At 59.2% G+C, this 17,973-nt stretch carries 18 protein-coding genes; 12 read left to right on the top strand and 6 right to left on the bottom strand.

Features of this window, described 5'->3' with window-relative positions; all coding sequences use genetic code 11:
* The first annotated feature begins 33 nt into the window (after positions 1–33).
* From cueR to ACZ47E_RS04105, 6 genes are all read left to right on the top strand, one after another.
* Complete coding sequence (cueR, locus tag ACZ47E_RS04080; protein WP_035207803.1) at positions 34–522, top strand: Cu(I)-responsive transcriptional regulator; 489 nt, start codon at positions 34–36, stop codon at positions 520–522.
* 109 nt (positions 523–631) lie between these two features.
* Positions 632–1,534, top strand: a complete 903-nt coding sequence (locus ACZ47E_RS04085; RefSeq protein WP_464016897.1) for an ABC transporter permease — start codon at positions 632–634, stop codon at positions 1,532–1,534.
* The gene (locus tag ACZ47E_RS04090) at positions 1,524–2,426 is read left to right on the top strand and encodes an ABC transporter permease (RefSeq protein WP_278067361.1); all 903 of its coding nucleotides are present in this window, start codon (positions 1,524–1,526) and stop codon (positions 2,424–2,426) included. The genes ACZ47E_RS04085 and ACZ47E_RS04090 overlap by 11 nt, the downstream gene beginning before the upstream one ends.
* Positions 2,427–2,565: 139 nt before the next feature.
* Positions 2,566–3,633: an ABC transporter ATP-binding protein gene (locus ACZ47E_RS04095; protein WP_004441208.1), complete on the top strand. Its 1,068-nt coding sequence runs from the start codon at positions 2,566–2,568 to the stop codon at positions 3,631–3,633.
* Between the two features lie 11 nt (positions 3,634–3,644).
* Complete coding sequence (locus tag ACZ47E_RS04100) at positions 3,645–4,655, top strand: ABC transporter ATP-binding protein (RefSeq protein ID WP_022555997.1); 1,011 nt, start codon at positions 3,645–3,647, stop codon at positions 4,653–4,655.
* A gap of 230 nt (positions 4,656–4,885) precedes the next feature.
* Complete coding sequence (locus ACZ47E_RS04105; RefSeq protein ID WP_278067362.1) at positions 4,886–6,379, top strand: ABC transporter substrate-binding protein; 1,494 nt, start codon at positions 4,886–4,888, stop codon at positions 6,377–6,379.
* Positions 6,380–6,770: 391 nt separating this feature from the next.
* On the opposite strand, the gene ACZ47E_RS04110 is transcribed toward ACZ47E_RS04105, so the two are convergent.
* Positions 6,771–7,025 carry a heavy-metal-associated domain-containing protein gene (locus tag ACZ47E_RS04110; RefSeq protein WP_004441212.1) on the bottom strand — a complete coding sequence of 85 codons (255 nt, stop codon included), beginning with the start codon at positions 7,023–7,025 and terminating at the stop codon, positions 6,771–6,773.
* A gap of 96 nt (positions 7,026–7,121) precedes the next feature.
* Entirely contained in the window at positions 7,122–8,579 is a 1,458-nt protein-coding gene (locus ACZ47E_RS04115) for a TrkH family potassium uptake protein (protein WP_004441214.1), read from the bottom strand.
* A gap of 80 nt (positions 8,580–8,659) precedes the next feature.
* Here ACZ47E_RS04115 and ilvA point away from each other — a divergent pair, with 80 nt between their 5' ends.
* Together ilvA and ACZ47E_RS04125 are read left to right on the top strand one after the other, a co-directional pair.
* Positions 8,660–9,934, top strand: coding sequence for a threonine ammonia-lyase (gene ilvA, locus ACZ47E_RS04120; RefSeq protein WP_004441216.1), 1,275 nt, complete (start codon positions 8,660–8,662; stop codon positions 9,932–9,934).
* A gap of 70 nt (positions 9,935–10,004) precedes the next feature.
* Positions 10,005–10,316 carry an HlyU family transcriptional regulator gene (locus tag ACZ47E_RS04125; RefSeq protein WP_278067363.1) on the top strand — a complete coding sequence of 104 codons (312 nt, stop codon included), beginning with the start codon at positions 10,005–10,007 and terminating at the stop codon, positions 10,314–10,316.
* A 190-nt stretch (positions 10,317–10,506) separates the two neighbouring features.
* Here ACZ47E_RS04125 and ACZ47E_RS04130 read toward each other — a convergent pair whose 3' ends face one another.
* Positions 10,507–11,124: an FMN-dependent NADH-azoreductase gene (locus ACZ47E_RS04130; protein ID WP_004441220.1), complete on the bottom strand. Its 618-nt coding sequence runs from the start codon at positions 11,122–11,124 to the stop codon at positions 10,507–10,509.
* A gap of 150 nt (positions 11,125–11,274) precedes the next feature.
* On the opposite strand from ACZ47E_RS04130, the gene ACZ47E_RS04135 reads away from it, so the two are divergent.
* Both ACZ47E_RS04135 and ACZ47E_RS04140 read left to right on the top strand, forming a co-directional pair.
* Positions 11,275–12,243, top strand: coding sequence for a LysR family transcriptional regulator (locus ACZ47E_RS04135; protein ID WP_006697950.1), 969 nt, complete (start codon positions 11,275–11,277; stop codon positions 12,241–12,243).
* A 273-nt stretch (positions 12,244–12,516) separates the two neighbouring features.
* A complete protein-coding gene (locus tag ACZ47E_RS04140) occupies positions 12,517–13,059 on the top strand; it encodes a DUF2087 domain-containing protein (RefSeq protein ID WP_112765722.1) in 543 nt (180 codons plus the stop codon).
* A 42-nt stretch (positions 13,060–13,101) separates the two neighbouring features.
* Here ACZ47E_RS04140 and ACZ47E_RS04145 read toward each other — a convergent pair whose 3' ends face one another.
* The 3 genes from ACZ47E_RS04145 to ACZ47E_RS04155 form a co-directional block, all read right to left on the bottom strand.
* Complete coding sequence (locus ACZ47E_RS04145) at positions 13,102–15,090, bottom strand: bifunctional 2',3'-cyclic-nucleotide 2'-phosphodiesterase/3'-nucleotidase (RefSeq protein ID WP_278067364.1); 1,989 nt, start codon at positions 15,088–15,090, stop codon at positions 13,102–13,104.
* 207 nt (positions 15,091–15,297) lie between these two features.
* On the bottom strand, positions 15,298–15,633 hold the full coding sequence (locus ACZ47E_RS04150) for a PilZ domain-containing protein (RefSeq protein ID WP_004441225.1): 336 nt from the start codon (positions 15,631–15,633) through the stop codon (positions 15,298–15,300).
* 99 nt (positions 15,634–15,732) lie between these two features.
* Positions 15,733–16,200: a DUF1203 domain-containing protein gene (locus ACZ47E_RS04155; protein ID WP_464016898.1), complete on the bottom strand. Its 468-nt coding sequence runs from the start codon at positions 16,198–16,200 to the stop codon at positions 15,733–15,735.
* Between the two features lie 162 nt (positions 16,201–16,362).
* Here ACZ47E_RS04155 and ACZ47E_RS04160 point away from each other — a divergent pair, with 162 nt between their 5' ends.
* A complete protein-coding gene (locus ACZ47E_RS04160; RefSeq protein WP_278067365.1) occupies positions 16,363–17,250 on the top strand; it encodes a DUF4344 domain-containing metallopeptidase in 888 nt (295 codons plus the stop codon).
* 54 nt (positions 17,251–17,304) lie between these two features.
* Entirely contained in the window at positions 17,305–17,949 is a 645-nt protein-coding gene (locus ACZ47E_RS04165) for a dihydrofolate reductase family protein (RefSeq protein ID WP_278067366.1), read from the top strand.
* Positions 17,950–17,973: the final 24 nt, after the last annotated feature.

Raw genomic sequence — 17,973 nt, forward strand, 5'->3', positions numbered from 1 at the left:
GTTGTCCACCCCGGAAAGATAGGAGCAGGATCCATGAACATCGGCACAGCCGCCACCGCATCCGGCGTTTCTGCAAAGATGATCAGACATTACGAGACGATCGGCCTGATCAAATCGGCGAGCCGCACCGATTCCGGCTACCGGGTCTATACGGCCAATGATCTCGAAACACTGCGCTTTATAAGGCGCGGCCGCGACCTCGGTTTTTCAATCGAAAAGATAAGGCAGCTCATGACCTTGTGGCGTGATCCCGGCGGCGCCTCCTGCGACGTCAAACGCATCGTCATGGAACACGTCGTCGATCTCGAAGCCAAGATGCAAACGCTTCGCGACATGGCCGATACGCTCCGCCATCTGGCGACCTATTGCCCGGATAATGGCGAGCCGGAGTGTCCGATCATTCAGGATCTGGCGCAATCGGAAGATCCCGATTTCATCCCGGCGGCGGTGGTGCCGAAACGGTCGGGCATGTTGAAGGGCACGTCCGGCGCGGTAGCGGAACTACAGCGCCTTGCGAAATGAGCGGCCGTTCCAATCGCGGACGTCGTCGATTGCGGTAAAAATGCCAATGCGGTGAAGGAGACCAGCCATGTAGATACAGATATTACAGCGCTTCCTTATCCTGTGCCTGATGTTGGCGATCGTTTCCGTCATCGCGTTTCTTTTGCCCTATATGGCCGGTGGCGATCCGGCCCGTACCATCCTGTTTTCGCGCATGCGTGATACGGCGCTTGATCCACACGCCGTTGAAGCGCTGAGAACCAGCCTCGGGCTCGACCGTCCGCTCTATGTGCAATATTTCGCCTGGCTGTCGAACGCGTTACGCGGTGACCTTGGCTTCTCCTTCACCAGCAGCCAACCCGTCGCCGGTGAGCTTTTGCGTTCCCTCGGCGTGTCGGTGACACTGGCGCTGACGGCGCTGGCAATAGCGGTGGCCGTTGCGCTGCCGCTCGGCACGCTTGCCGCAATGCGTCCCGGCGGAAGGCTGGACAATTTCGCGACGTTGATGATCCAGACGTTCGTCGCCACGCCCGAATACTGGTTCGCGCCCATGTCTGCGCTCGTCTTTGCCCTCTATCTTGGCTGGCTGCCATCCGCGGGATGGGACAGCTGGCGTTCGCTGGTCCTTCCTGCGCTGACGCTGACCCTGCGACCGCTCGCCTATTTCACGCAGGTGACGCGCGCGGCGATGGCCGAAGTTTTACGCGCCCCTTATATCACGGCGGCGCGCAGCCGCGGGCTGGGCATGCATGGCACGGTCATGCGGCACGGCATCCGCAACGGCTCGCTTCCGGTAGTCACGTTTTTTGCCCTGTGGCTTGCGGGCCTGCTGGGCGGATCGGTGGTGGTGGAGGTGATCTTCGCCATCCCCGGAATGGGTCGGCTTCTCTACGATGCGGTGGTCAACCGCGACATCCCGATGCTGCAGGGCGGCTTCATCTGCATCGTCGCTCTTTCCATCCTGATCAATACCCTGGCCGACAGCTTCTATGTCCTGATCAATCCGGCAATGCGAGGTCGCCATGACCATTAGTCCCTTTCCACAGGCTGCCGCCATGACGATGACCGCGCCCAGACGTCCTCCCTCGACACTCAACCGGTTCATGGATTTCATTCGCCGGCGGCACTGGACCTTCTATGCGGGATCGGCGATCTTTCTCGCCATCATCCTGCTGCTCATCATTGCGCCGTGGATTTCGCCTTATAATCCGGCGCAGCAGAACCTTCGCCTGCGGCTGAACGCGCCGAGCGCCGCCCATTGGCTCGGAACGGACCATCTTGGGCGTGATGTGCTCAGCCGTCTGCTCATAGGCGGCCGTTTCACGGTCACCATCGCCGCGATCACCGTCATTCTCTCGGTCGTGATAGGGGCCTTGATCGGCATCGTCAGCGGCCGCAGCCGCGGCATAGTCGATCAGATTTTGATGCGCATCGTGGACCTGCTCATAGCCATACCCGATGTCGTGATCGCAATTTTCCTCGTCGCCATCTTCGGGCCCGGATACGGCACGCTGATCGCCTCGCTGACCATCGTTGGCTGGACGCCTTTCGCACGGCTGGCACGGGGACTGACGCTTTCGATCAATTCCCGTGAATATATCCGCGCGGCAGAGGTGCTTGGATGTACGCGGAGCTTCATCATCTTCCGGCATATTATTCCCAACACGATCTGGCCCATTGCCGCTGTCGCGTTCCTGCGGTTCGGCCACAAGCTGATCACGGTGGGCGGACTGTCATTTCTGGGGCTCGGCGTACAGCCGCCGGCCGCCGACTGGGCGCTGATGCTGTCCGATGCGCAGGCCTACGCGGAACGCATGCCCGTTCTGGTTATCGCACCGGGCCTGGCGATTTTCCTGGCGGCGCTCAGCGTGACCTGGATCGGCCATGGCCTCAACCTTGAAACCAAGAAAACGAGCGGTCATTGACGCCCGCCAAGGGGCAATGGTCGATTTGACTGCCGTCAAACATAGATGACGCCACGGACAATGAAGGAGAGTAATATCGTCTGAAGCCGCATGAAAATCCGTAAATGCCTCCGATTCAATAAAAATAAGGGGAACTCTTATGAATATCGAAGGACACACGCATGCCAGCACGGCCATGTCTTCCGAATGCGCACCGCTTCTGGAAATTGAGGACCTGCACGTTTCGGTGCCGGCGCAACATGGCCGGAAATTCGTCATCTCCGGGCTGACGCTTTCCGTCAATGCCGGGGAAGTTGTCGCTCTCGTCGGCGAGTCCGGATCCGGCAAGAGCATGACGGCGCTATCGCTGATGCGGCTCCTGCCACAGGGTGCGGAAATCGACTCCGGCCGAATTTCCTTTGCCGGGCGTGATATTCTCGCCCTGTCATCCGCCGAACTCGACGCGTTGCGCGGCGCAGATATCGGTATGCTGTTTCAGCAGCCACAGGCCATGCTGGATCCCACCAGCCGGGTGAGGACGCAGGTTGCCGAACCGCTATGGGTCCATCGCAAGATGAGCCGGCACGCCGCTCTCAATCGGGTCGTCGGCCTTCTGTCCGATGTCGGCATTCCCGACCCGTCTGCACGGGCGCAATGCTTCGCGCACGAACTTTCCGGCGGCATGGCGCAACGTGTCATGATCGCCGCGGCACTCTCGGGCAATCCGCAACTGCTGATCGCCGACGAGCCGACGACAGCGCTCGATGTCACCGTTCAGGCACAGATATTGCGCCTGCTTGATGACGAGCGCCGCAAGCGCCGGCTGGCCACGCTGCTCATCACCCATGATCTATCGGTTGTCGCCGCATTCGCGGACCGGATCGCGGTCATGTATGCCGGCCGCATCGTGGAGGAAGGGCCCACCCAGGCGATCCTCAAGGCGCCGCAGCATCCCTATACCAAGGCGCTCATCAGCTGCTCGCTTCTGACCACTGACGGCGAGGGGCAGTTGCTGACAATCCCCGGCTCCAGTTCGCAGGCCCACGACATGTCCTGCGGCTGCCGGTTTCACCCGCGCTGCGCGCTCGCCAAATCCGCCGGCATGGGCAGCCGCTGCATGGCAGCCGAACCGAATCTGAATGCCCTGCCGGAAGGACGCAAGGCCCGGTGCTGGGCAGTCGGTGACGAGCAGGTCAACCATGATCATGCTGGCCACGCAATGTGCTGAAGGAGGTGACGATGTTATCGCCAACGATGAAACAGGCCACGCCATCGGCCGGCAGCGACAGCCGACCCTATGTGATTGCCAAAAATCTTTGCAAATATTACCCCATATCGGGCTTTGGTCACCGGGTGGTGAAATCCGTTGACGACGTGTCGCTGACGATCGGCGAAGGCGAGGTTCTGGGCCTCGTCGGCGAATCCGGCTGCGGCAAAAGCACCGTCGCCGGATTGATAACGCGGCTGACGAACGCGACGAAAGGCGAGGTCAGCATCGGTAATCATAATATACTGCAAATCCAGGGCGAAGAGCTTCGGCGGATGCGTCGGGTCGTGCAACTGGTGTTCCAGGATCCCTATTCGGCACTCGATCCCCGTATGCGCATCGGGCAAAGCATGGAAGCACCGCTTGCCCAGCACGGCATCGGCTCTCGCGAGGAACGCGCGACGCGGGTTTTCCGGATGCTGGAGGAGGTCGGCCTTGATGCCTCATTTTACGATCGTTATCCCAGCCAGTGTTCCGGCGGGCAATTGCAGCGCGTCGTCATAGGGCGCGCACTTCTTCTCAATCCGAGTTTCCTCGTTTGCGATGAGCCGACATCGGCGCTCGACGCCTCCATGCGCACGCAGATACTGAACCTCCTGATGGACATGAAGCGTCGCCACGGTCTGACGGTTCTGATGATTTCTCATGACCTGCGTGTGGTGCGTTATCTGTGCGATCGCATAGCGGTAATGTATCTCGGGCGCGTCGTTGAAATCGCCGACCGTGAAGAGCTTTTCCGGGCGCCGAAGCATCCCTACACCAAGGCCCTCATTGCATCGTCGATGCTGGACGAGACGGGGTTATATGCACCTGAAATGCTCCTGGACGGTGATCTGCCGAGCCCTCTCAATCCCCCCGACGGATGCAAATTCCACACGCGCTGCAAATACGCGACCGCAATATGCGGAGAGGTAGAACCCGTTCTGGAAGGCGTTTCCGGCGAGCATTTCGCGCGTTGCCACCGCTGGCAGGAACTGGGTTGAAGGACGACGCAGCTACAGTTCTCTGGTGCTGTAAAAACAGATGAATTGTGTGTTTGAAGCTTAATATCGGAATAAAATTCCGAGTATAAAACGTAAAATAGATGATATTCGAATGGATAATCGAAAGATATCCATAGGGTATTATTGTTGTAGTTTTATGGAATAAGCGAATTTTCGAGAAAATGTAAGAGATGTGAGCGTTGTCATCAAAAATAAAAGGGGAATCTTCTATGATGAAGCACGCACTTTTGGCGACGTGCGCCGTTGTTGTCTCATTCGGGGCACATGCGGCGACAGCCGGAACGATCACCTATGACGATTATACCGGCGTCAAGACCGGCTGGCAGATGGCTTCCGACGATGCCTATCTCGGCTCGCGGGCGGGATGTTTCGAAAGTCTGGTTCGTGTCGGTTATGACGCGACACTGGAGCCTGGCCTTGCCGAATCCTGGACGCAGACCGCGCCGAAGGTCTGGGAATTCAAGCTGCGCAAGGGTGTGAAATTCCAGAATGGTGAGCCGCTCAATGCCGCAGCCGCGGTCAATGCACTCACCAATCTTCTGAAAGCCCCTGTTCCGGCGCGCGCCTTCTCGCCCAAGCTGATCGCCGCTGTTGATGCCGATGGTGACGATATCGTGAAGATCACGACCATCGAGCCATCGGTGCTGCTGCCGGCGCAAATGGGAAGTCCGGCAACGTCGATCCTCGCGCCTTCAGCCTATAAGGAGGGCAAGGTCGATCCGATCGGAACCTGCACCGGACCCTTCAAGATTACCAAGGTCGATGCCAACCAATATATGGAGCTGACCGCAAACCATGACTATTGGGCCGGTATGCCGAAGCTTTCGGGCGGCCGCGTGAACTTTATTCCGGACGCCGATACGCGCGCCACCCAGATAAGAAGCGGTGAAGTGCAGATTTCGCGCATGATCCCGCCTTGGACAGTGAAGACCGTTGAAGCGGCCAAGGGCGTCAAGGTTGCGCCGATCACCGTGCCGCGGATCACCGAAATGCTGCTCAATAATTCAAAGGCGCCTTTCAAGGATATCAAGGTTCGGCAGGCGATCCGGGCTGCCATCGATACCGCCGGTATTGCGGACAGCATCTATGAAGGCGTGGTGAAGCCCGCAACGATGCCCTTCGCACCGGGTGAGCCGTGGGCGCCGCAAGACGTCACACCCGCTTATGACCTGGAGAAGGCAAAGGCTCTGCTGAAAGAGGCCGGAGTTGCTCCCGGCAGCCTGAAGTTGACGCTTCTCGCCTACACGGAAAGAACCGAACTCAAGGATGTTGCCGCCGTTATCCAGGCCCAATTGCAGGAAATCGACATCAAGGTCGATGTTCGCGTTGCCGATTACACAGCGATCGAGCCCGATCTCCTGTCCGGCAACTTCGACATGGTTCTTCTGTCGCGCGGTTACGCCACTGACGTTGCAGAGCCGATCGGTTTCCTGAACGCCGACTACACCTGCACAGGTGGTTACAACATCTCGCATTATTGCAGCGAAGAGACGGACAAGCTGATCAAATCGGCCTATGCGGTGGCCGAGCCGGCCAAGCGTTACGCCATCTATGCCGAGGCGGCGAAGAGGGTTTACGATGAAGCGGTCACCGTCTACCTCATCCACGAGACGGCTTTCGACGCCTATTCGGACAAGGTCGAGAACTTCAAGCCGCATCCGATCAACTACTTCATCATGACCAAGGATCTGGCGGTGAAATAAGCCAACGTGACATTGCTGACGAGGTGTGGCCCGGTTCGCAAGAGCCGGGTCTCTTTTATAAGAAGGCCCCTGAACCTCTCCGCCGTCATTCCGGCCCTGTGCCGGAATCCAGCCAGCCCAGGTCCTTGGACTTAAAGGAGTCTTCCCGCCGTGCAGACGCACGTCAGCTGGATTCCGGCTCAGGGCCGGAACGACGGAGGAGGGCGGATTCGATTCATTAAGCTGGGGAAACCTCCTCCGTCACCCTTGATTGAAAGGGAGAGGGCGTTTGCCGTCCGGGAGGAGAGAGGGATGGATGCCGTCCAAACCCGTCACACAATTCAGCGCGAAGCGGGGCAGGCAGTGCGATCCGGCGGCGGCTGTATGAAAGCGCCGCCGGTATCTCGTCTGATCAGGCGCGTGCTTCCGGCGTGTATCCAGCCGCGGTGATGATTTCTGCGATACGTGCCGCATCGGAGATGCCGCCAACCACCACTGTGCGGCTTGCCGGATCGGCATGTACGGCAGCGCCGGGAACGGTCTTCTCGATCGCACCCTTGATAACACCGGCGCAGTGCCCGCAGGTCATGTCTTCAACGTGGAAAGAAAGGTCGGCATTGACAGGTGCGGCAGTGGTTTCCGGGTGATGCTGGTGAGCGGTGCACATAGGCGGTTCTCCGTGATTGGGAATTCGTAACAGGGAGAGCCTGGACTATTCCAACGTGGGAAGGTCAAGCGCTTTATTCGCCCGAAGCCCGTGATTTCAGCTCTTCCAGAAAATCGGCATCAGCAGCACCAGAACCGTCAGGATTTCCAGACGCCCCAGCAGCATCAGGATCGACAGGAGATAGAGCGCCGGTTCGCTTATCGTGGAGAAATTGCCTGCCGGGCCGATGATCGGGCCGATGCCGGGGCCGACATTGGCAAGCGAGGTCGCCACAGCCGAGGTGGCGGTGAGGAAATCATAGCCCATCAGGCTCATGGCCAGACTGCCGGCAATCCAAAGTGCGATGAAACAGCTGATGAAGAGAAAGATGGTGCGGATGGTTTCCGGATCGACCACCTGCTGGCCGTAGCGCACGGAATAGACGGCGTTCGGATAGATCAGCTTCTTGAGCCCGGCCCGCGCCACGTTGAAGATGATGAGAAAACGATAGGCCTTGATGCCGCCGGCCGTCGAGCCCGAGCAGCCGCCCATGAAAGTGGCGAAAAAGGCAACGACGACGACGAAGGGCCCCCACAGCGTGTAGTCATCGCTGGCAAAGCCGCCGGTCGACAGGATGGAAGTCATGTTGAAGAAGGAATGGCTGAGCGCATCATCCAGCGGCACGCCGTTCCTGAAATGGTGGTAGACACCAACGGCAACCGAGATCGCGCAGAGGTAGCCGAGGAAGACGGCGATCTGCGGGTCGCGCAGCGTCTCCAGCCGGCGCCGCACGGCGAGCAGGATCATCACCGAGAACGGCAGGCTGCCGAAGATGAGGAAGATGGTGGCGATCCACAGCAGGGCCGTATTGTTGAAATAGGCGAAGGACGCGTCATGGGTGGAGAAGCCGCCCGTCGCAACCGTCGACATGGCATGGTTCAGCGCATCGAAATGCGACATGCCGGCAAAATCATAAGCGATGGTACAGGCGAGCGTCATGACGATGTAGATCGCCACGAAAGCCCGGGTGAAGCTTGCCAGCCGGGCGAAGGGGCGGTCGTTGCCGGTGTCGGAGGATTCCATGCGGAAGAAGGTCATGCCGCCGACGCGCAGCAGCGGCAGGATGAAGAGGCCGAGTGCGACAATACCGATGCCGCCGAGCCAGCACAGCAGCGACCGCCACAGGAGAATACCCTGCGGCGCATTGTCGAGACCCGAAATGGCTGTGGATCCGGTCGTCGTGATGGCGGAGACGGACTCGAAAAGCGCCTGGCCGGGCGTCAGGCCGAGTTCGGACAGATAAAGCGGCACTGCACCGACGATGGAAAACACCAGCCAGAGCAGGTTGACGAGCAAAAAGCCGAAACGCTTGTTGAACGAAGCGATCGGCCCGCGCGTGGCGAGCGCGCAGGCAAGCGCGAACCCGCCACACATGAAGCCGGAAAGCGCGAACACCATCCAGTCGTCATTGCCGTAATAAAGATCCGTCAGTGCGGGCAGGAACATGGCCGTGGCGAGATAGAGCCCGAAGATGGACGCTACATATATGACCGAGCGCAGAAGGTTACTGTTCAAGAAATGAAACCCGGAGTTCGTGGCCGCGCTGAAATGAGTCTTTGTCTCGGACGCCTTCCTATGGCATAGCGGGTGCCATTATGAATTTCAATGGATTGACTATCGTGGACAAGCAGCTTGTGGAAGCAGCGCGGCGGGAAGTGCGGGAAATATTCCCGGAAACGCCGCTGCAGTTGAATGAACATCTCAGCCGTCGGTATGGCGCGTCGATTTGGCTGAAGCGTGAGGATCTGTCCCCGGTTCGTTCCTACAAGATTAGAGGCGCATTCAATTTTCTTCGCAAGGCGGTGGCCAAGGCCGGCAAGGGCAAGATTTTCGTCTGTGCTTCGGCTGGAAACCACGCCCAGGGTTTTGCTTTCGCCTGCCGCCATTTCGGCGTTCATGGCGTTGTTTTCATGCCGGTGACCACACCGCAGCAGAAGATCGAAAAGACCCGCATCTTCGGCGGCGAGTTCATCTCCATCCGTCTGGTGGGCGATATATTCGACCAGTGTTACGCTGCTGCCCGCCAGCACGTGCAGGACAATGACGGCTACATGGTGCCGCCGTTCGACCATGAGGATATCATCGAGGGCCAGGCGACGGTTGCCGCCGAGATCATGGACCAGCTCCCGGATGGCACTAAGCCTGACATCGTCGTGATGCCTGTCGGCGGTGGCGGTCTTTCGGCTGGCCTGTCCGGATTTTTGGCCGGGACGGTCCGCAAGGAAAACTTCGTGTTCTGCGAGCCGGAAGGCGCACCGAGCCTGAAGAAAAGCCTCGAACGTGGCGAACCGGTGACGCTGAACAAGATCGATAATTTTGTCGATGGCGCCGCCGTCGCCCGCATCGGCGACCTCAACTTCAAGGCGCTGAAGGATTTCCCGGCCGATCAGGTCCAGCTCATCCCGGAAAATGCCATCTGCGTGACGATCATCGAGATGCTGAATCTCGAAGGCGTGGTGCTGGAGCCCGCAGGCGCGCTCTCGATCGCCGCGCTGGAAAAGCTCGGCCGTGAAAAGCTGGAAGGCAAAACGGTCGTCGCCGTGGTTTCCGGCGGCAATTTCGATTTCGAGCGCCTGCCGGATGTGAAGGAGCGCGCCATGCGTTACACGGGCGTGAAGAAATACTTCATCCTGCGCCTGCCGCAGCGTCCCGGTGCGCTTCGCGATTTCCTCAACCTGCTCGGGCCCGATGATGATATCGCCCGTTTCGAATATCTGAAGAAATCGGCTCGCAACTTCGGCTCGATCCTTATCGGCATCGAAACCAGCGCGAAGGAGAACTTCGCCGGCCTGCTGGAGCGCTTCGAAGCGGCCGGTCTCGGTTATGAGGACATCACCGAAAATGACATCCTGTCAAACCTGATCATCTGATCGGAAGAGGCAGGGAAGGGCGGGTGTCATCCGCCCTTCAAACGTGACACGAATTGAGGGAGTGCAAGCCATGGCATCGTTTTTTTCCAAAATCCTCTCGGCCTTCGGCTCCGGCCAGCCGTCTTCCGACGCCCCGCAGAAGACGGCGCAGGCAGAACCGCATGTGCATGGCGACTATCTGATCTATGCGACCCCGATAAAGGAAGGTGGCCAGTTCCGCCTGGCTGGCCGTATTGAAAAAAAGGCCGGTGACGAGGTGCTGGTGCATGAATTCGTGCGGGCCGACGTCTTCACCAGCCTCGATGATGCGGTGGAGTTCACCATCCGCAAGGCGAAGCTGATTATCGATCAGAACGGCTCATCTCTCTTCCCAGGAGAATGATGACGGCTGCATTGAGTGCCTGAACGCTACGGCCTTCAGGGACGGGCAGTATTTCTGTGCTTTGTTATCTGAATCAGGTGCGTGGCCTACGTGGCAAAGAATAACGGCCGGGACAGGGTCCACGGCCGTTACGGAACGGAGCTCGGTCAATACCCGGCGGTCATGCCGGGATTGCCTTTGAATGAATGCCTCAGGCGGCCTGTGCCAGTTCTTCCACCTTGGCTTCGGCAGCCGCTACAGCCTTCTCGACGGCTTCGGGGCCGAAAGCCAGACCCTCGACGTAGATCACTTCCACATCGGTCATGCCCATGAAGCCGAGAACGGTCTTCAGATAGGGAACGGCATGGTTCATCGAAACGGCCGGGCCTTCGGAGTAAACGCCGGCAGCCGCCAGGACGATGTACACCTTCTTGCCAGTGGCGAGACCGACCGGGCCGGTTTCGGTGTATTTGAAGGTCTGGCCAGCGCGGGCGACGTTGTCGATCCACGACTTCAGGCCGGAATAGATGTTGAAGTTGATGAGGCCGGTGCCGATGACGACGGTGTCGGCGGCCAGAAGCTCTGCAACGAGCTTGTCGGAATAATCGGCTGCAACCGCTTCTTCAGCCGTGCGCTGATCGGGTGCCTTGCGGATTGCGGCTGTCTTGACGGTGTCGAGATGCGGGATCGGGTCAGCTGCGAGATCGCGGTGGACAAGGGTGTTGGAAGCCGACTTGGCCTTCAGCTTGCTGGCGAGCTCACCGGCGAACTTGTTCGAAACCGATTCCTCGCCGCGCGGGCTGGAGGTGATGAGAAGAATGTTGGACATGGTCTTTTCCTTGCATATGCGATGAATTGACGGGCGCCTTGGGAGGGCGGGAGAGCACGATGCCCTGCCTTTGCGCTCTATATGAAAAATTACTGCCATCAAGAAAACTGTGATAATGTGGAAGCAATCTATCGATGAAATGGATGGGACATGGACGCGAACCCAACGCTCGATCAATTGCAGGTATTCTTGACGGTTGCCGAGACCGGCAGTTTCTCCGCCGCATCGCGGGCGCTCAATCGTGCCCAGTCGGTGGTCAGTTACACCATCGCCAATCTCGAAGCGCAGCTTGAGGTTACGCTTTTCGAGCGCAACGGGGTGCGCCAGCCGAAGCTGACGGACGAAGGGCGCGCCATGCTGGAGGATGCAAGGCGCATCGTCGCTGGCCTGCAGGAAATGCGTGCCCGCGCCAAGGGGCTGAAACAGGGGCTGGAAGCGGAACTTTCCGTAGCTATCAGCACCATGGTGCCGGCGGAGGCCGTGGTGGCTGTGCTGCGGGATTTTCGCACGCAATTCCCAACCGTAGCCCTCAGCCTCAATGTTGGCGAGCTGGGCATGGTCATGGACATGGTGCTCTCCCGCAAGGCAGGCATCGGCATTGGTGGGGCGATGCTGCGCCAGGATGATGAGCTCGTCGTCGAAAAGGTGGGCCATTCCTTCATGCTGCCGGTCGTCGCGTCGGATCACCCGCTGGCGCAGATCGAACGCCCGCTGGTTCTCGCCGACGTGCGCGAGGAGGTTCAGCTTGTCGTCACCGATGCCTCCGGCCTGACCAAGGGCCGCGATTTCAATGTTCTCTCCTACAAGACATGGCGGGTCAGCGACATCGCCACCAAATACCAGCTCATCAAGGGCGGTCTCGGCTGGGGCGGTCTGCCCGCATCGATCGTCCGCAACGATCTTACCAATGGCAGCCTCAAGGCGCTCGAACTCGAGGCCTATGAGCAGGGGGAATATCCGCTGTTTGCACTGCGACGGGTCGATTCGCCTGCGGGTCCGGCGGGGCAATGGCTCGCCGAGGCTTTTCAGCAGCGCCTGTCCGCCTGCCCGAATCATAAGGATTTCAATGGTATGCTTGCTGCCAGCAAACAGAGGTCCATTGCTGTCGCCGCTGAGTGATATTGGCTAATTATATGTGGACCGGCCGGGCCTGCTTCTTCGCCCCGGCTGGGAGAGGAAACGCGCGGCAACCTAGGCGCTATGCCGCAGAGGCCGATTGACGTGGGCGGATCGCCTGCCTATAGCTAATCACGGTCTGCAGTTCACCGAGGCATCGCCGTCCCGCATGGGAAGCTAAACCTGCATATATATGGTTTGACAGCACTTATCCCGTGCCTCGTCGGAAGCCGGCGATCAGCGACACCTTTTCGGAATGGCACTTGAGGGTAAGTCATGCCACGTTCGATCCTTTCCATTGATATCGCCGATCTCTCGACCTTTGCCAAATCCGTGCGCGAGCAGATCGGCAGGCTGGACCGCCAGCCGAGCCATGTGGAGATGCTCAATCTTCTGAGCCGGGCCGCCGGTTTTCGAAATTTCCAGCATCTGCGCGCTGACCGCATCTCTTCCGCCGAAAGCGCAACCGCTCAGCCTGAGCTGCTGCCAGCCGTCAATGAGGGCAGGGTGCTGAAGACCGTTCGTGTCTTTGATGCCGCCGGCCGGCTGATGCAATGGCCGGCCCGCCGGTCGCATCAGGAACTGTGCCTCTGGTATCTCTGGGCAAAAATTCCCGCCGGGCAGAGTTTTTCCGAGCGAGAATTCAGCAGCTTTCTGGATAGCCTGCACCTGTTCGGGGATGCGGCCATGCTCAGGCGCGACATGGTTGGCCTGAGACTCATCCGCCGTAACCGTGACGGCAGCGACTATCGGCGTATCGAACAGAAGCCGCCGCAGGAACTGCCGATGCTGTTACGCGCGTTGGCTGGGCGCGACTAGGAAAATACCTCCCGGCGACAGGTCGCCGGGAGGGCACGGTCGTTAAAGAATCAGGCGGAACTTCGCGAAACCTTCCGCGCCGTCGCCGGCATCCTCGATCCTGGCGCCCTTGATGTCGGCTGCGTAATGGCGTCCCTTGGGCCCGGTCTCGAAGACGGCGGTGGTGTTTTCCACCGGTGCAAAGGACCAGTTGGCATCCGCGGACGGGTTGATGGTGCCCTGATCGATGATATAGCGCACGATCACGTCGCGGTTTGTATCGGGCGCGACGAAGATCACCTTGTCGCCGGCGATATCGGGGAATTTGCCGCCGCCGCTTGCACGGTAATTATTGGTGGCAACCACGAATTTCTGTTGGGGATCGATCGGCTTGCCATTGAACTGCAGGTTGACGATGCGGTTGCTGTCCGGGTTGACCGCCTTGCCGTCCTTGTCAAATTTCGCCGGTTTGGAAATGTCGATCTGATAAGTCACGCCATCGATCACGTCGAAATTATAGGACGGGAAGTCTGGGTTGAGCAGTGGCGCATCCTTGGCACCGGCCTCAACCGTATTGAACATGCCGGCGGACATTTCCAGCCAGTTCTTCACCTGCGCCCCGTTGATCAACACTGCCTGCACCGTGTTGGGATAAAGATAGAGATCGGCGACGTTCTTGATGGCGATGTCACCGGCGGGGACATCGGTGTAATAATCCGCGCCGCCACGACCGCCCGATTTGAACGGTGCTGCTGCCGAAAGCACGGGCAGATCCTTATACTGCCCTTCCTTCAGCATGTCCTTGATGTACCAGGTCTGGGCGTTGGAGACGATCTGCACGGACGGATCGTCTGCCACCAGCGCGAAATAGGAATAGAGCGGCGCGGATGTCTTGCCGACCGGGCGGCGCACATAGGCAAGGGCCGCTTCATGATCCACCTTGGCTGCGGCGAGAACCTCCGGCTTGTCGGTATAGTCAGCAACGACCTTGCGATTTTCATCGCGATGGTAGATCGGGCGGGCTTCTGAGGTGAAGTCGACGATCTTCCAGCTCTTGCCATCCTTTTCAAGCAGCAGGTCGATAAGGCCCATATGGGAGCCCCAGAAGCCGGCCATGACCGCCGGCTTGCCCATCAGCGTACCCTTGACCGCATCCGCACCCTCGATGCCGTCCCAGGTCTTCGGACCGGGGAAAACAAGGTGCTGGTGGCCGGTGAAGATCGCATCAATGCCTTCAACAGCTGCGAGATATAGCGATGCGTTTTCCATGCGCTCGGTCTGGCCCTTGCCGTCAATGCCGGAATGGGAAAGGGCGATGATGATATCCGCGCCTTCCTCCTTCATGACAGGCACCCAGGCTTTCGCCGCCTCGACGATGTCACGCGTCTGCGCCTTGCCCTCGAGATTCTTGGAGTCCCACATCATGATCTGAGGCGGCACGAAACCGATGATGCCGACCTTGACCGGGCTGGTGACGCCGCCGCCATCGCGGATCTGTTTTTCCAGAATGACATAGGGCTTGAAGAACAGCTCGTCGTTCTTCGGATCGGAAGCCAGCTGCCCCTTGGTGAGGTTGGCGCACACATAGGGGAAACCGGCGCCCGCAAGCGTGTTCGACATATAGTCGAGGCCATAGTTGAATTCATGGTTGCCGAGCGTGCCGCAATCGTAACCCAACACGTTCATGGCATTGATGACAGGGTGCTTGTCGCCGGCCTTCATGCCGCGCTCATAGGCGATATAGTCGCCGAGCGGGTTGCCCTGCAGGAAGTCGCCGTTATCCACCAGCATCGAGTTCCCGGCTTCGGCGCGGATGGTGTCTATGATCGAGGCGGTGCGCGCCAGACCCATCGTGTCGTTCGGCTTGTCGGCGTAATAATCATAGGGAAAGACGTGAACATGGATGTCGGTCGTTTCCATGATGCGCAGATGCGCCTGGTTGGCCGCCGCACGCGCAGCAAAAGGGTGCAACATCACGAGCGCCGAAGTGGCTGCAATGCCACCCAGAAGCGAGCGCCGGGTAATGGGGTGTAGGGCGAGAAGCGACGACATGGGAACTCCTTCGGATGAAGCTTGCTCTGTCTTTAAAAACGACAGGGTAGAAGCAATCGCAGAGGAGTCCATCACCAAAATGACAGGCCCATGACAGATGGGCCGGTTTTCAACCGTTTGATAAATTTTTTGTCAGTGACGTGCGGCGCAGGTCCCGCCGCACTGGAAAATGCGCGTCATTTGTTCCGCGCATTGTAATGCTCCGGATCAGCGGGCCAGTGTCGGTTTCACGTCTTCGTGGAAGAAACGGAAGTAGGAAGAGAGCTGCGCCAGCGTGTTGGTGGAAAGCTTGAGCTGCAGACCAAGACGGTTCATGTGCTGCCACTGCACGACGCCCTCGATGAAGCCCAGATCCTCACTCTGCACCTTGACCCGGCTACCCTTGGCGGCAGCGAAAGGCCCGTCCAGCTCGAGCGCCATTCCGGTTGCCGACAGATCGACGACACGTCCTCTGGTCGACTGGCTGAAATAATGCACAGTCGCAAAGATCCTTGTCTTGCTGCGAGGCGCGGTCCGGGTCGCCATATTGAGGTTGTTTGTCATTTTGCTACTCAAATCAATTGTTTCCGATGCGTGCAGATTAACCTGTAAAAGTTTGAAACCCGTTTAGCCGTTCGGTTAAAATTCTAGACAATGCTGTGATTATGCTTTGGCGATACGGCATTGGTAACAATTGTTTCGTGCGGAACGGACGTGGACATAGGCGACGTCTTCGCGCCCCAGAAGTGCCCGCGCCCGCGAGACGATCTCGCCGGTGGCCGTTACCGCACCCGTGCCATAGACAATACGGTCATCGTCGCCATATCCGCGCACGATATAGTCGGGGCTGTCCAGCATCGGCGGAAGGAGATCTGTCAGTGGATAACGATCGCAGGCTTCGGCATGCAGGAAGACCGGCCCAGTCTCGGCGTAGGGCTGCAGCGAGGGAAACGGCCGGTAGGCGAGTACGAGCATGGCTTCACCCGCGCCGATCTGGTCGAGGCAGTGGCGACACGGCATGCCGCCGGGAGAAACGGCTGTTTCCGGTCGATTGCCATAGGCATCGGCGGCGCCCGCGCGGAAATCCTCGGCGTCCTTAGCCGGCATTGCGGTGAAAACGATACTGGTCATGGCGGCCTCTTCTGGCTGGGATCGGCGTTGCTTCTTTGCAGCTATGGTCCCGAAACGCGCTGCTATCCACCCGATTCTTGACAGCTGATGCAACCAGCCCATTGCGTGACTCGTTAGGTTCGGGAATCAGTGACGCTCCTCGTTCCCGGAAGGTCTGATTTTATGTTCCGTCGTTTTCTGGCCGCCGTTCCGCTGGCTTTCGTATCGTTGACGGCTCCGATTGATGCCGAGGCGCAGGTCGCCTCCGGTCTCGACGGCCTGTCCGACGATCAGCTCCAGCAGGCGGTCAATTTCGTCATCGGCAACGCGATTTTTTCGCTCTACCATGAGGGCGCGCGCATGCTGATCTCGGATTTCGGCACGGCGGACACGGGAAGTGTACAGGCCCCGGCCGACCAACTGGCAGGAACGCTGATCCTGCAGGCCAATGAAGAATGGCTTGACACCGCGCTCGTGAACGCCACCGACAGCTGGTATCTCGCACGTGAGGCGGAGACGCTTCCTGAGCACGAAGCCCCTGTCTTCTCCGCGCTGGTGCCCGACAGGAGCCGCGACCGCAACATGGCCTGCCTGATGGTGGGCCGCGACAAGGACGGTTATGGCGACCTCGCCGCCATGATGGGGCTTCCCAATGCCGAATTTGACAAATGCGCCGCGGCCTATCCGGCGGTCGCTTCGGCCTGGGAGAATTTTCTCGCGCCCCACCGCAGTCAGACGCCTTCCAGATTCTCCGTCAGCTACATGCCGCCGCGCGATCCGGAACTTGAACCCTATGCCATCATGATCAAGGAATCGAAGGTCCTCGATCTCATCAGCCGCAGCTTTGGTGGTTATGGCCTGAAAGGGGACGTGAAGCTGACGGCCAAGTCCTGCGGTCGCCCCGATGTCTACTGGTCGGCGGAAAAGCGCGAGATCACCTATTGTTATGAACTCGGCAAGTTCCAGGCGGAACTCATTGCCGATCATCTATTGAACACGGTCACCGAAGACAAGGGCGCAGCCGGCGGGCAGATCCCGACTGCCGCGGTTAATCTGGAACGGGAAATCTGAGGCCAGGGTTGCAGTCGCCGATAGCCTGGCCTCTTCATGATGGAGGAGAGTGCCGTGCCGAAGGTTGTCGTTCGCAATTTCGCCATCTCGCTTGACGGATATGGGGCAGGACCAGATCAAAGTCTGCAGAACCCGCTGGGTGTGAAGGGTGAAGAGTTGCACCAATGGGCCTTCAAGACCCGCACCTTTCACCGCATGTTCGGTAAAGACGGCGGCTCGACCGGCACCGACGAGGAATTTTCCGAAAAGAGCTTTGAAAATATCGGAGCATGGATTTTAGGCCGCAACATGTTCGGGCCGGTGCGCGGCGCGTGGCCGGATGAAAACTGGAAAGGTTGGTGGGGCGACGAGCCGCCTTATCATGTTCCAGTCTTCGTCCTGACGCATCACGCGCGACCGTCCTTCACGATGCAGGGCGGTACTGTCTTCCATTTCGTGACCGACGGCATCGAGGCGGCGCTCGACATGGCGCTGGCGGCGGCAAATGGCAGGGATGTCCGCATCGGCGGCGGGGTTTCCACTATCCGGCAATATGTGACGGCGCGCCTGATAGATGAGATGCATCTGGCGCTGGCGCCGGTTTTTCTCGGGCGCGGCGAGCAATTATTCGAAGGCATGGATTTGCCCGCCCTCGGTTACCGCTGCACGGGAGCGGTGGCGGGCGAGGGCGCAACACATCTCATTATCGACAAAGCGTGAGGGCCGCGTCCCTTTTTACCATCC

The organism is Agrobacterium sp. 5Ca39 (genome assembly GCF_055382365.1).

Excerpts from the sequence above, each read along its gene's own strand:
- cueR (WP_035207803.1), top strand. The coding sequence starts at position 34 with ATGAACATCGGCACAGCCGCCACCGCATCCGGCGTTTCTGCAAAGATG.
- ACZ47E_RS04085 (WP_464016897.1), top strand. The coding sequence starts at position 632 with ATGTTGGCGATCGTTTCCGTCATCGCGTTTCTTTTGCCCTATATGGCC.
- ACZ47E_RS04090 (WP_278067361.1), top strand. The coding sequence starts at position 1,524 with ATGACCATTAGTCCCTTTCCACAGGCTGCCGCCATGACGATGACCGCG.
- ACZ47E_RS04095 (WP_004441208.1), top strand. The coding sequence starts at position 2,566 with ATGAATATCGAAGGACACACGCATGCCAGCACGGCCATGTCTTCCGAA.
- ACZ47E_RS04100 (WP_022555997.1), top strand. The coding sequence starts at position 3,645 with ATGTTATCGCCAACGATGAAACAGGCCACGCCATCGGCCGGCAGCGAC.
- ACZ47E_RS04105 (WP_278067362.1), top strand. The coding sequence starts at position 4,886 with ATGATGAAGCACGCACTTTTGGCGACGTGCGCCGTTGTTGTCTCATTC.
- ACZ47E_RS04110 (WP_004441212.1), bottom strand. The coding sequence starts at position 7,025 with ATGTGCACCGCTCACCAGCATCACCCGGAAACCACTGCCGCACCTGTC.
- ilvA (WP_004441216.1), top strand. The coding sequence starts at position 8,660 with ATGAATTTCAATGGATTGACTATCGTGGACAAGCAGCTTGTGGAAGCA.
- ACZ47E_RS04125 (WP_278067363.1), top strand. The coding sequence starts at position 10,005 with ATGGCATCGTTTTTTTCCAAAATCCTCTCGGCCTTCGGCTCCGGCCAG.
- ACZ47E_RS04130 (WP_004441220.1), bottom strand. The coding sequence starts at position 11,124 with ATGTCCAACATTCTTCTCATCACCTCCAGCCCGCGCGGCGAGGAATCG.
- ACZ47E_RS04135 (WP_006697950.1), top strand. The coding sequence starts at position 11,275 with ATGGACGCGAACCCAACGCTCGATCAATTGCAGGTATTCTTGACGGTT.
- ACZ47E_RS04140 (WP_112765722.1), top strand. The coding sequence starts at position 12,517 with ATGCCACGTTCGATCCTTTCCATTGATATCGCCGATCTCTCGACCTTT.
- ACZ47E_RS04145 (WP_278067364.1), bottom strand. The coding sequence starts at position 15,090 with ATGTCGTCGCTTCTCGCCCTACACCCCATTACCCGGCGCTCGCTTCTG.
- ACZ47E_RS04150 (WP_004441225.1), bottom strand. The coding sequence starts at position 15,633 with ATGACAAACAACCTCAATATGGCGACCCGGACCGCGCCTCGCAGCAAG.
- ACZ47E_RS04155 (WP_464016898.1), bottom strand. The coding sequence starts at position 16,200 with ATGACCAGTATCGTTTTCACCGCAATGCCGGCTAAGGACGCCGAGGAT.
- ACZ47E_RS04160 (WP_278067365.1), top strand. The coding sequence starts at position 16,363 with ATGTTCCGTCGTTTTCTGGCCGCCGTTCCGCTGGCTTTCGTATCGTTG.